This is a genomic window from Arthrobacter sp. ISL-85 (genome assembly GCF_018613675.1).
In the GTDB taxonomy this organism is placed as follows: domain Bacteria; phylum Actinomycetota; class Actinomycetes; order Actinomycetales; family Micrococcaceae; genus Arthrobacter.
The window spans coordinates 222,357-235,228 of sequence record NZ_JAGGPQ010000005.1 but is presented as its reverse complement, the minus strand read 5'-3'; the positions used below and the strand labels follow the sequence as shown (position 1 = coordinate 235,228).

The 12,872-nt window shown below is 67.3% G+C and carries 10 protein-coding genes; 9 read left to right on the top strand and 1 reads right to left on the bottom strand.

Annotated features, from left to right (window positions below):
• Positions 1 to 116: 116 nt before the first annotated feature.
• The 5 genes from J7I84_RS03920 to J7I84_RS03900 all read left to right on the top strand — a co-directional run bounded on the left by J7I84_RS03920 (position 117) and on the right by J7I84_RS03900 (position 6,203).
• The gene (locus J7I84_RS03920; RefSeq protein ID WP_214940843.1) at positions 117 to 1,700 is read left to right on the top strand and encodes an acyl-CoA carboxylase subunit beta; all 1,584 of its coding nucleotides are present in this window, start codon (positions 117 to 119) and stop codon (positions 1,698 to 1,700) included.
• A complete protein-coding gene (locus J7I84_RS03915; protein WP_214941357.1) occupies positions 1,700 to 1,948 on the top strand; it encodes an acyl-CoA carboxylase subunit epsilon in 249 nt (82 codons plus the stop codon). The genes J7I84_RS03920 and J7I84_RS03915 overlap by 1 nt, the downstream gene beginning before the upstream one ends.
• 42 nt (positions 1,949 to 1,990) lie before the next feature.
• On the top strand, positions 1,991 to 3,676 hold the full coding sequence (locus J7I84_RS03910; protein WP_214940841.1) for a DUF885 domain-containing protein: 1,686 nt from the start codon (positions 1,991 to 1,993) through the stop codon (positions 3,674 to 3,676).
• A 119-nt stretch (positions 3,677 to 3,795) separates the two neighbouring features.
• Positions 3,796 to 4,647 (top strand): phosphatase PAP2 family protein, encoded by an 852-nt coding sequence (locus tag J7I84_RS03905; protein WP_251046017.1) that lies wholly within the window; start codon positions 3,796 to 3,798, stop codon positions 4,645 to 4,647.
• Between the two features lie 119 nt (positions 4,648 to 4,766).
• Complete coding sequence (locus tag J7I84_RS03900) at positions 4,767 to 6,203, top strand: dicarboxylate/amino acid:cation symporter (protein WP_214940838.1); 1,437 nt, start codon at positions 4,767 to 4,769, stop codon at positions 6,201 to 6,203.
• 108 nt (positions 6,204 to 6,311) lie between these two features.
• Here J7I84_RS03900 and J7I84_RS03895 read toward each other — a convergent pair whose 3' ends face one another.
• The gene (locus J7I84_RS03895; protein ID WP_214940835.1) at positions 6,312 to 6,875 is read right to left on the bottom strand and encodes a hypothetical protein; all 564 of its coding nucleotides are present in this window, start codon (positions 6,873 to 6,875) and stop codon (positions 6,312 to 6,314) included.
• 164 nt (positions 6,876 to 7,039) lie between these two features.
• On the opposite strand from J7I84_RS03895, the gene J7I84_RS03890 reads away from it, so the two are divergent.
• The 4 genes from J7I84_RS03890 (at position 7,040) to J7I84_RS03875 (ending at position 12,854) form a co-directional block, all read left to right on the top strand.
• Positions 7,040 to 7,717: a TetR/AcrR family transcriptional regulator gene (locus tag J7I84_RS03890; protein WP_214940832.1), complete on the top strand. Its 678-nt coding sequence runs from the start codon at positions 7,040 to 7,042 to the stop codon at positions 7,715 to 7,717.
• A gap of 18 nt (positions 7,718 to 7,735) precedes the next feature.
• Positions 7,736 to 10,258: an MMPL family transporter gene (locus tag J7I84_RS03885; RefSeq protein ID WP_214940828.1), complete on the top strand. Its 2,523-nt coding sequence runs from the start codon at positions 7,736 to 7,738 to the stop codon at positions 10,256 to 10,258.
• A 9-nt stretch (positions 10,259 to 10,267) separates the two neighbouring features.
• The gene (locus J7I84_RS03880) at positions 10,268 to 10,912 is read left to right on the top strand and encodes a nucleoside triphosphate pyrophosphatase (RefSeq protein WP_214940827.1); all 645 of its coding nucleotides are present in this window, start codon (positions 10,268 to 10,270) and stop codon (positions 10,910 to 10,912) included.
• 130 nt (positions 10,913 to 11,042) lie between these two features.
• Positions 11,043 to 12,854 carry an acetyl/propionyl/methylcrotonyl-CoA carboxylase subunit alpha gene (locus tag J7I84_RS03875; protein WP_396020025.1) on the top strand — a complete coding sequence of 604 codons (1,812 nt, stop codon included), beginning with the start codon at positions 11,043 to 11,045 and terminating at the stop codon, positions 12,852 to 12,854.
• Positions 12,855 to 12,872: the final 18 nt, after the last annotated feature.

The window sequence follows — 12,872 nt, the reverse complement described above, 5'->3', positions numbered from 1 at the left end:
AACCGTCACTAGACTTGCCAGCAGGGTTGGTCTTTTGTGTGGAAGCTACTTAATGCTCCGGACAGAATGGGCCGCCAGCCAACAGAACTGACCTGCTACAGAGCCGGAGACACTTGATGAGCCACGATCTGACAACGACAGCGGGAAAGATTGCCGATTTCCGCGACCGCCAGGCGCGCGCCGAACAGCCCTCCGGCCCTGAAGCCATCGAAAAGCAGCATGCCCGCGGCAAGAACACTGCCCGCGAGCGCATTGGCCTGCTGCTGGACGAGGACTCCTTTGTGGAGTTCGATGCCCTGGCCGTGCACCGCTCCACCGCCTTTGGCATGGAAAACAAGAAGCCGCTGGGCGACGGGCTGGTCTCCGGCTACGGAACGGTGGACGGCCGGCTGGTGGCGGTCTACAGCCAGGACTTCACCGTCTACGGCGGATCGCTGAGCCAGGTCAATGGCGAAAAAATTGTCAAGGTCCAGGAGTTCGCGCTCCGCAACGGCTGCCCCGTCGTCGGAATCCTTGACGGCGGCGGCGCCCGCATCCAGGAAGGCGTGGCCTCCCTGGCCATGTTCGCGGATATCTTCCGGAACAATGTCCACGCCAGCGGCGTGGTGCCCCAGATCTCGCTCATCATGGGCCCGTCCGCAGGCGGTGCGGCCTACTCCCCCGCACTCACCGACTACGTGGTGATGGTGGACAAGACCTCCCACATGTTCATCACCGGCCCGGACGTCATCAAGACCGTCACCGGCGAGGATGTGGACATGGAAACCCTGGGCGGTGCCCGGCAGCACAACGCCACCACCGGGACGTCCACCTACCTGGCATCGGATGAAGGCGACGCCATCGAATTCGTGCGTGAACTGCTGGACTTCCTGCCGTCCAACAACCTGTCCGAGGCTCCCGTCCTGGGTCACCAGCAGGAGTTGGAGATCGACGACGACGATCTCGCCCTGGACACGCTGGTTCCGGATTCGGCCAACCAGCCCTACGACATGCGCACCGTAGTGGAGCAGATCGTGGACGACGGGCACTTCCTGGAGATGCAGGCCCTGTACGCTCCCAACGTCATGATCGGGTACGGCCGGGTGGAGGGCCACACTGTAGGCATCGTGGCCAACCAGCCGCTGCAGTTCGCCGGCACCCTGGACATCGCGGCTTCCGAGAAGGCCGCCCGGTTCGTGCGCCACTGCGACGCCTTCAACATCCCCATCATCACCCTGGTGGATGTACCCGGCTTCCTGCCCGGCAAGGACCAGGAGTTCCAGGGCATCATCCGCCGCGGCGCCAAGCTCCTCTACGCCTACGCCGAAGCCACCGTCCCCAAGCTCACCGTCATCACCCGCAAGGCCTACGGCGGCGCCTACATCGTCATGGGCTCCAAGAAGCTCGGCGCCGATTTGAACCTGGCGTGGCCCACAGCCCAGATCGGCGTGATGGGCGCGCAGGGGGCGGTGAACATCCTCTACCGCCGCGACCTCGCAGCCGTCGCCGAGGACGGCGGCGACGTCGAGGCCCGCCGCGCCCAAGTGATCCAGCAATACGAGGAAGAACTCCTCAACCCCTACCAGGCCGCCCAGCTGGGCTACGTGGACGCCGTCATCGCCCCCTCGGACACCCGCCTCCAGATCATCAAGGGACTGCGGGCCCTGCGGGACAAGCGCGCCAGCCTCCCCGCCAAGAAGCATGGGAACATCCCGCTGTGATCAGCACCCCAGGGGCGCCTGAGCCCGCCGAACCCCCGGACGCGGCAGCCGCCGCACCCCTGCTCTCTGTGGTCAAGGGGCAGCCGAGCGCCGAGGAGCTGGCCGCACTGACCGCCGTCGTCCTGTCCCTCAGCGGGGAGAGCCCGGCGCCGGCCAGGACCGCCAGCGTGCGGCACTGGGTGCGGAGGCAGCAGCTGCGGCTTGCTCCCACGCCCGGGCCGGGAGCCTGGAAGCGCAGCCAGGGCTGACGGCTTCCACATCCTGCCCGCGTGGCCGGGTAGTCTCGGGGTGTGACTACCGACACTGCACCCGCCGCGCGCCCGCACACCCGGATCGACACCGTCGCGGACAACTACACCGACACCCTGATCAGGCTCAACCCGACCTTCGCCACCACCCTTGGCCTGCCGGGACATGAGACGGAGTACCAGGACTTCTCCCCCGCCGGCATCGCCGGATTCGCAGAGGCAGCACGGGAAGCCCTCGTGGCCCTCGAGGCCCTCGAGCCGGAGGACGACGTGGACGCCGTCACCCTGGACGCCATGCGGGAGCGGCTGGGCCTGCAACTGCTGATCCACGCCTCCGGCTGGGAGTACGCGGACCTGAACAACATCGCCTCCCCGGCCCAGGACATCCGCGCCATCTTCGACCTCATGCCCACCGGAACCGAACAGGACTGGGAGCACATCGCGGGGCGTGCGCACAACGTGCCGGCTGCCATCAGCGGCTACACCGAGTCCCTGCGCCTGGCCAGGGACGCCGGCAAGGTGGCGGCCGCCCGCCAGGTGCGCATCGTCATAGACCAGGTGACCAAGTACGCCGCCGGGGACGGCTTCTTCGCGAAGCTGGCCGCGGGTGCCGCCACGGACGCGGGCCCCCTGCCTGCAGCCATGCAGGAGAAGCTCGACGCCGGTGCTGACGCTGCCCGCGGCGCCTACACCGGGCTGGCAGAATTCCTGCGCACCGAACTGCTCCCCGCCGCGCCCGAGAAGGACGCCGTGGGCAGGGCACGCTATGCCCTGGCTTCCCGTTCCTTCCTGGGCGCTGAGGTGGACCTGGAGGAAACGTACGCGTGGGGCGTGGAGGAACTTGACCGCCTCATCGCCGAGCAGGAAAAGGTTGCAGCCACCATCAAGACAGGCGCCACCATTGCCGAAGCGAAGGAAGTCCTCAACAACGACCCCGCCCGTCAGCTGAAAGGCACGGCGGCCCTGCGGGAGTGGATGCAGGACCTCTCCGACAAGGCCGTGGCCGAACTCGCCGGCGTGCACTTCGACATCCCCGACGTGATGAAGAAGCTCGAGTGCCGGATCGCCCCCACGGACGAAGGCGGCATCTATTACACCGGCCCCTCGGACGACTTCAGCCGCCCCGGCCGCATGTGGTGGTCAGTGCCCGCCGGCGAGGACACGTTCACCACTTGGGCCGAGACCACCACCGTCTACCATGAGGGCGTTCCCGGCCACCACCTCCAGGTGGCCACCGCAACCTACCGGCGCGAGCTGCTCAACAAGTGGCGCCGGAACGTCTGCTGGACCTCCGGCCACGGCGAAGGCTGGGCCCTTTACGCCGAGAAACTCATGCAGGAACTGGGCTATCTGAACGATCCCGGCGACCACATGGGCATGCTGGACATGCAGCGCATGCGGGCGGCCCGTGTGGTTTTCGATATCGGCGTGCACCTGGAACTCGAGATGCCCGAACGCTGGGGGTCCGGCACCTGGACCGCCGACAAGGGCTACGGATTCCTCAAGGAGAACCTCCCCATCAGCGAAGGCCAGCTCAACTTCGAGTTCACCCGCTACCTCGGCTGGCCCGGCCAGGCCCCCTCCTACAAGGTGGGCCAGCGCCTCTGGGAACAGATCCGGGCGGAACTTGAAGCACGGCCCGGGTTCGACCTCAAGGAGTTCCACATCAAGGCGCTCAACATCGGCTCTGTTGGACTGGACACCCTCCGCCGGGCGCTGCTCACCTAGGGCGCCCACTTTCCGGCCGGGGTCCTGGCCGCATGCGGTGGACAGTGCGCCCAGCAATCAATAAGCTTGCTTACTATTGCGAATGTGCTGCGCATTGCCAAACAGACAGGGAGACCGCATTGACTGACCTCCAAGGGACGCCGGCCGGAACGGGAGTGCGGGGTGAACTGCGCCAGGACACTACTGTAGGGGGCAAGGACCTCACCCGATGGGACAGTCGAACAGGCCGGAGCCTGGTAGGGGTGGTCCACCGCATCAGCCAGGTGCTGGGCCCGCACGGCGCACTGCTCCTGACCCTGCTGGTGGGAGCGCTCATTTCCGCTGCCTTGACCGCCGCCTTCAGCGAGGTCTACGAATCGGTGGTGGCGGCCGACGGGGTGGCGGGACTGGACCACCCGGTACTGGCGGCCAGCAAGGACCTCCGCACCCCCACGCTGGACGTGGTCGTCACGGCGTTCACGGATGTTGGCGGAACCATCGGCATGCCGGTCCTGGCCATGATCATCATGGTGGTCCTCGCTTTGCGCCGCCGCTCCTGGACGCCTGTCATCCTGATCGCCACCGCAGGCGCGGGGTCCCTGCTGATGACCATCGCCGGCAAGCGCCTCGTGGGACGCGCCCGTCCGGACCTCAGCGACGCCGTCCCACCCTACGAACATTCACCATCCTTCCCCAGCGGACACTCGCTGAACGCGGTGGTGATTGCCGGCATCGTTGCCTACCTGATCATCCTGCGGCTTCATTCCAAACGGGCCCGGATCCTTACGGCCGCAGCCGCTGCCCTGTTCGCTGTTGCCATCGGCCTGAGCAGGGTCTTCCTGGGACATCACTGGCTCACCGACGTCCTGGCTGCATGGGCGCTGGGTGCAGCATGGCTGGCGATCGTGATCACTGCGCACCGGCTTTACCTGACAGTGCGAAAACACCACGAACCACGAGATGTTAAGCACACCCCCGCCGGGAATACGTAACAAACACCCTTACAACCCGGGACTTACCGGTGATCTGTCGGCTTATGCGCTGCCGTCGACGCGTAATATTTCTCAATATTGGTTCGACGTGATATTGAGCCGGAGTCTAGCTTGTTCTGGTGAGCACTCAGACAAGCACCCCCTCTCCCGCACGGAAGACCGGATTCCAGCTGCCCAAGTGGGCGGGCTCGTTCGGCTTCCAGATCATCGCCGCCCTCATCGTGGGCCTCGGCCTCGGCCTGCTGGCAAAGTACACCGGCAGCAGCCACGACAACCCCAACGCCCTCGGCGCCACGCTGCAGACCATCGGCTCCAGCTACGTGTCGCTGCTGCAGACCGCCGTCGTCCCCCTGATTTTCACCGCCGTCGTCAGCTCCATCTCCAATCTCCGTCAGGTATCCAACGCCGCCAGGCTGGCATGGAACACCCTTCTGTGGTTTGCCATCACGTCCCTGATCGCCGTACTGATCGGGATGGGGCTCGGCGTGCTGCTCCAGCCCGGCGCCAACACCGGCATCACCCAGCAGGCCAAGTACGCCGGCAAGTCCGGTGACTGGTGGGCCTTCCTGGTGGGCCTCTTCCCCAAGAACTTCCTGGGCCTGGGTGCCAGCTCCACTGTCGGCGATTCCGGCGCCGTCACCACCTCCGTCAGCTTCAATGTCCTGCAGATCCTCGTCATCGCCATTGCCGTGGGCGTGGCCGCGCTCAAGGTGGGCAAGGCCGCAGAGCCGTTCCTCAACCTCAATGCTTCGGCCCTGGCCGTGATCCAGAAGGTCCTTTGGTGGATCATCCGCATCGCTCCGCTGGGCACCGTTGGCCTGATCGGCAACGCCGTTGCCGTCTACGGCTGGGACACCATCGGTTCGCTGGGCAAGTTCACCGTGGCCATCTACGCCGGCCTGGTCCTGGTGCTGTTCGTGGTGTACCCTATCCTCATCCGCAGCCATGGCCTGTCCATCAAGCAGTACTTCTCCGGTGTGTGGCCCGCCGTCCAGCTGGCCTTCGTGTCCCGCTCCTCCGTGGGAACCCTGCCGCTGACCCAGCGCGTCACTGAGCGCAGCCTGGGCGTGCCCCGGGCCTACGCTTCCTTCGCAGTGCCGCTGGGTGCCACCACCAAGATGGACGGCTGCGCGGCGATCTACCCCGCCGTCTCGGCCATCTTCGTGGCCCAGTTCTTCGGCATCCAGCTGGACTTCACCCAGTACCTGCTGATCGCCCTGGTCTCGGTCCTCGGATCAGCAGCCACCGCCGGCACTACCGGCGCCGTGGTGATGCTCACCCTGACGCTCTCCACGCTGGGACTGCCGCTGGCCGGCGTCGGACTCCTGCTCGCCATCGACCCGATCCTGGACATGGGCCGTACCGCGGTAAACGTCGCAGGCCAGGCCCTGGTCCCCACCATCGTGGCCAAGCGCCAGGGCATCCTGGACGAGTCGCTGTACAACGCGCCGCGCAACGGCACCCCGTTCGTGGATGACAGCGTGGCCGGCGAAACCGCCACCGACGGCACCACCGCGGACACCGCACCCCGCGAACTGCAGGACGCAAGGGCGTAGCGCCCACCAGCAGAGAAAAGACGTCCCCGGGAGAACCTCCCGGGGACGTCTTTCTGTATTAGGGACAATGCGTCATTCAGGACCAGGCGCCTGGCGGGAGGGCAGCAGTCAGCGGCGGCCGCCGCCAATCACCCCGTTCTGGACCGCCTTGGTCACGGCGTCGGCCTCCGCCTGCGTCAGCTTTCCGTCGATGACAGCCTTGTCGAGGCGCGTCTTGAGCGCGGCAGCATGCTCGGACTGCTCGTCGCTGCGGATCTCCTGGAGGGCAGCCGTCACCTTTGCTTCATCAATGCCAAGTGATGCAGCCAGGGACTTGGCGAGCGCGGCCTCGCGGGCGGCGGGGTCCGGCTTCTGGCCGTCAGCGGGCGGAGTGGTGGGTTTGTTGGCATCGCGGAAGGCCTTCAGCGCGTCGGTCACCTTGGCTTCGTCCACCCCGAGCTTCGCTGCCAGTGCGGACGCCTGCTCCATGCCTTGTCCGCCGCGGCCGCCATGCCTGCCCATGCCGTCGTGGCCGGTGCCGGTGTTGCCGTCGGTGGCGGCACTGGAACTCGAGCTGGGGGTGGGAGTGGGCGCCGTGGTGGTGGCAGAGGCCATGCCGGCCACTCCGATTCCTGCACCGAGTGCCAGCGCCGCGGCTGACAGGCCCAGGGTCATCTTCTTCGTGCGTGTCATTTCTTGTCTCCTGATTCGCCGTCACCTGACGGCTGCTGGTCATACGCCTCATGGCGGGACATCCCAAGCATCCGCGGCCAGGTTCGGGAATGGCTGTTGGGAACCTTTCGTTCTCCTGTGAATGAAACTTGCATACCGTGCAAACTTGCACGTAGTGTAAGTGCGTGCCAGTCCCTTTTTCGTCTCCGGACCCTGAACCTGCCGTCCCTTCCCGGCGCGAGCTGAACAAGGCCGCCACCCGCCAGGCCATCACGGATGCCGCACTGGGACTCCTGCGCTCCAAAGGCCCGGGAAACTTCACGGTGGAGGACATCGCCGACGCCGCGGGAATCTCGCGCCGCACCTTCTTCAACTACTTCGGCAGCACTGACGCCGCCCTGGCATCCATCGTCCACGGCTTCCTGGACAACGCCATCCAGCAGCTGCGGCTCCGCCCGGCCGACGAACCCATGCTGGAATCGGCCCAGGCAGCACTGGTGGCCCTGGCCGACCCCAAGGCCATAGCACCGCTGGCCGAACTGTTCACGCTGACCCAGCAGAGTCCGCTGATGTCACACACAGAACTCGAGGCGTGGGACCACTGCCGGGCCCAGGTCTTCACCGTCGCCCGCGAACGCCTTGCCGGCACTCCCGGCGCGCAGGACGAGCTCTACGTCCATGCCCTGGCCGGCTCCATCATCTCCTGCGGAAAGGCAGCCATGGAGGTCTGGTTCAACCGGCGTGGGCCGGACCTGTCACCCGCCTCCCTGGCGGAACTCCGCAAGCTGCTCATCGACGCCATGGCCCTGCTGGGCGCCGGCTTCAACACCACCGCTTCACCATCCGCCACCCGTTCCTCCTGATCAGATCGGTTCTCCCGCATGGCACTCCTCCTCTACCGCCTCGGCAAGTTTTCCTACCGCCGGCGCTGGCTGGTCATCTCCCTGTGGCTTGCCGTGCTGGTGGCAGTGGGCGGTTCTGCCGCAGCCTTCCACGGCACCCTGTCCAACAACTTCCAGATTCCGGGGACCGAGACCCAGCGGATCGCGGACAAGCTCAGGCAGGATTTGCCGTCGGCGTCGGGCGGCAGCGCCACGATTGTTTTCGAAGCGTCCGACGGCGGCTTTAATGCCGGGAGCCGGGCGGCCGTAACGGACGCGCTGAAGAAGCTCCAGGCCCTCCCCGAGGTCCGCGGCACGGTGGATCCGTTCGCCACCCAGGCCCAGGTGGACCAGGCCGGCAAGGCCGTCACCGACGGCGAGCAGCAGCTGGCGGCCGGCCAGGCACAGCTTGACGCCTCCCGGGCGCAACTCGATGCCGGCAAGGCACAGCTGGCGGCCGCCGAGCAGCAGCTCACCGCGGCAGGGGCGCCGGCCGCACTGATCGAGGCGCAGCTGGGCCAGCAGAAAGCAGCGCTGGCGGCCGGCCAGGCCAAGCTCGACGCCGGCGCCCAGGAGCTGGCGGCGAACAAAGCCAAGCTGGAACTCGGCAAGCGCCAGGCCCAGGCGGCCTCGGCCATCCGCTTCGTTTCGGAGGACAACAAGGCCGCTGTGGCGCAGGTGCAGTTCAAGACCTCCATCAACGGGCTGGCGCCCGCGGTGCGCAAGCAAGTCCAGGAGATCGCGCACGGTACCTCCTCGGCCGGTGTCACGGCCTTCGCCAGCAAGGAAATCACCGAGGACATCTCGGCCCTGTTCGGCACGGCGGAGATCGTAGGCATCGCCGTCGCGGCACTGGTCCTGATCCTCATGCTGGGCACGTTGGTCGCCGCCGGGCTGCCGCTGCTGATGGCCATCATGGGCGTCGGCGTGGGCGTCGGTATCACCTTTGCGCTCTCCGGCCTGTTCGACATGAGCTCCATCTCCCCCATGCTGGCCCTCATGCTGGGCCTCGCCGTCGGCATCGACTACTCCCTGTTCATCGTCAACCGGCACCGGACCCAGCTCCTGGCCGGCATGGACCCTGAGGAGTCCGTGGCCCGGGCCAACGGCACGTCCGGCAACGCCGTGGTCTTCGCCGGCCTTACCGTGATCATCGCCCTGGCCGCCCTGGTGGTCCCCGGACTGCCGTTCCTCACCGTCATGGGCCTCGCTGCAGCGGGAACGGTGGCGGTGGCGGTCCTCGTTGCCATCACCCTGACCCCCGCCATGCTCTCGCTGATTGGCCGCCGCATCATCTCCAAGCGGGCCTGGGCGAAGTCCGAGGCGCACAATGCCGAACCGGACCACGAGGCAGCCGACCTCGCCACGGACCGCGAACGCAGCACCCGCGGCTGGGGCGGCCTGGTCACCAAGCACCCTTGGTTTGCGCTGATCGCAGGGGTCCTCCTGCTGGGCACCCTGGCCCTGCCCGCCACCCAGCTGCAGCTTGCCCTGCCCGACGGCGGCTCCGAGCCCGTGGAATCCGAGGCCTACCAGGCCTACGACCTCACGGCGCGCAGCTTCGGCGAAGGCGTGACCGGACCCATTGTGGCCGTGGGCGAGTTCCCCGCGAACCTGGACGCAGCCCAGGCACAGAGGCTGCAGTACGACATCGCGGACAAGCTCCGCGCCGTAGACAACGTGGTGGCAGCCGTGCCGGTCGCGCTAAGCGAGGACCGCCGCACCGCCGTGTTCCAGGTCATCCCCAAGGAAGGTCCGGCCAGCGCCAGCACCGTCAAGGTGGTCTCCGAACTCCGCGGCCTCAACGGTGAAATCCAGTCCGACTACGGCGTCGCCATGGGCTTGACCGGGCAGACCGCCGGCAACGTGGACGTCTCCACCAAGCTCGGTGACGCCCTGCCGCCCTACCTGGCGATCGTCGTCGGACTTTCCCTGGTCCTGCTGCTGCTGGTGTTCCGTTCCATTGTGGTGCCGCTGCTGGCCACGGGCGGCTTCCTGCTGTCCCTGTCCGCGGCCTTCGGCGCAGTGGTGGCCGTGTACCAGTGGGGGTGGCTGGGGAACGTCTTCGACGTGGCCAACCCCGGTGCCGTGCTGAGCTTCCTGCCCATCATCCTGATCGGCGTGCTGTTCGGCCTGGCCATGGACTACCAGGTGTTCATCGCCTCCGGCATGCGCGAGGCCTACATGCACGGATCCTCGGCCAAGGAAGCGGTGCGGGTGGGCTTCCGGCATGCAGCGGCCGTGGTTACCGCCGCCGCGATCATCATGGTCAGCGTGTTCTCCGGCTTCATCTTCAGCCACCTCACCATGGTCCGGCCATTGGGCTTCGCGATGGCCTTCGGCGTGCTGTTCGATGCCTTCGTGGTCCGCATGACCATTGTCCCGGCCGTCATGTACCTGCTGGGCGAAAAGTCCTGGTGGCTGCCGCGGTGGCTGGACCGGATCCTGCCGGACGTGGATGTGGAAGGCGCCAAGCTCAACCGCGGCCAGGCGGCACCGGTTTCCAGCGAACTGGTCCACTAGGCTGAAGCCGTGCACCATCTGATCCTCGCCTCCCAGTCCCCCGCCCGCACCAAGCTCCTGGCCGAGGCCGGCATCCGGCACACCGTGCTGGTGTCCGACGTCGACGAGGACGCCGTCCAGGCACGGTACGGCGTCACCGACCCCCACGACACCGCGCTGCTGCTGGCCCGGGCCAAGGCCGAGGCCGTGGCGTCGCTTCCGGAGGCGGAGGGCGCCCTGGTGCTCGGCTGCGACTCGGTCTTCGAGTTCGACGGCGAGGCGCACGGCAAGCCCTATACCGCCGACGTCGCCCGCGAACGGATGCTCCGCATGAGCGGCAGCGCAGGCGTGCTCCACACGGGGCACTGGCTGGTGGACTGCAGGGACACGGACGACGACGGCCCCGACGGCCGCGGCTCGGGCGCCACGCTCGGGGCGGTGGCCTCCGCCGAAGTTTCCTTCCTGGAGATGGACCCGGCAGAAATCGATGCGTACATCGCCACCGGTGAACCGCTGCACTGCGCCGGGTCCTTCACCATCGACGGCCTGGGCGGGGCCTTCATCCGGAAGGTCGACGGTGACCCGCACGCCGTCGTCGGCCTGTCCGTCTCCACGCTGCGCGGCCTGCTCGCTGCCGCCAACATACGCATCACGGACCTCTGGCCGCCGCGTTAAGGGTGCCGTTTTTCGGACACCCTTGTAGCTTCCCTACAAAGGAGGGCCGGTTTACACGCGGATTCCGCAAGTAATATCGGCGGAACCCTCAAAACCGCGCTAGGCTCCCTGAAGGAAAGAAGGAGACGCCTTGTCAGCAAATTTGGAGCAGTCCGCAGGAACCACGCAGCCGAGCCTCACAAAGGTGCTGATCGCCAACCGCGGCGAAATCGCCGTGCGGATCATCCGGGCGGCCCGGGACGAGGGCATCGCCTCCGTGGCTGTCTACGCTGACCCGGACCGCGACGCGCTGCATGTCCGGCTCGCTGACGAGGCCTTCGCCCTGGGCGGCACCACCGCCGCCGAGTCCTACTTGGTCATGGACAAGATCATCGACGCCGCCCGCCAGTCCGGCGCCGACGCCATCCACCCCGGTTACGGGTTCCTGGCCGAGAACGCCGGGTTCGCCGCCCGCGTGATCGAAGCCGGCATCACCTGGATCGGCCCCTCCCCTGATGCCATCTCCGCCCTGGGCGACAAGGTCCAGGCCCGGCACATCGCCGAAAAGGTGGGCGCTCCCCTGGTCCCCGGCACCGCCGACCCCGTCGGGTCCGCGGAGGAGATCCTGGACTTTGTGGACCGGCACGGCCTGCCCGTAGCCATCAAGGCGGCCTTCGGCGGCGGCGGACGCGGCATCAAGGTTGCCCGCACGCGGGAGGAGATTCCCGAACTCTTCGAATCCGCGGTCCGCGAGGCCACCGCCGCCTTCGGCCGCGGCGAATGCTTCATCGAACGCTTCCTGGACGCCCCCCGGCACGTGGAAACCCAGTGCCTGGCCGACGCCCACGGCAACGTAGTGGTGGTCTCCACCCGCGACTGCTCCCTCCAGCGCCGCAACCAGAAACTCGTGGAGGAAGCCCCGGCACCGTTCCTCACCGAGGACCAGAACCGCCGCCTCTACGAATCCTCCAAAGCCATCCTGAAGGAGGCCGGCTACCTCGGCGCGGGCACCTGCGAATTCCTGGTGGGCCAGGACGGCACCATCTCCTTCCTTGAGGTCAACACCCGCCTGCAGGTGGAGCACTGCGTCTCCGAGGAAGTCACCGGCATCGACCTGGTCCGCGAGCAGTTCCGGCTGGCCCGCGGCGAGGAACTGGGCTACGGCGATCCCGAAGTGCGCGGTCACTCCATCGAATTCCGCATCACCGGCGAGGACCCGGGCCGGAACTTCCTGCCCGCCCCCGGCACGCTCCGCGTCCTGAAGAACCCCACCGGCCCGGGCGTCCGGGTGGACTCGGGCGTGGAACAGGGCGACGTTATCAGCGGAAACTTCGACTCCATGCTGTCCAAGCTCATCATCACCGGCGCCAGCCGCCCCCAGGCGCTGCAGCGTGCCCGCCGCGCCCTGGAGGAAATGGTGGTGGAGGGCATCCCCACCGTCATCCCGTTCGACCTCGCGGTCGTCTCCGACCCCGCGTTCGCGCCCGCTGAGGGTCCCTTCAAGGTCCACACGCGCTGGATCGAAACCGAATTCACCAACAACCTTCCCGCCTGGACCCCGGACAGCGCATCCGACGCCGATGGCTCCGCCGAGGAGCGCCAGCGCGTAGTGGTGGAGGTGGGCGGCAAGCGCCTCGAAGTGGTCCTCCCCGCATCCTTGGGCACGCCGGGGACGGCATCAGCCTCAGCCGGAAAGCCTGGCAAGGCCAAGAAACGCTCCCGCTCCGCCGGCCCTGCGGCCGCCACGGGCAATGCGCTGACCTCCCCCATGCAGGGAACCATCGTGAAGGTGGCCGTGGCGCACGGGGACGCGGTGTCCGAAGGCGACCTGGTAGTGGTCCTTGAGGCCATGAAGATGGAGCAGCCCCTCACCGCACACCGGTCCGGCATCATCACTGGCCTGACGGCAACGGCGGGTGAAACGGTGTCCGCGGGCGCCATCATCGCCACCATCGAAGACTAGAAAGCGGTCCAGGCAGCC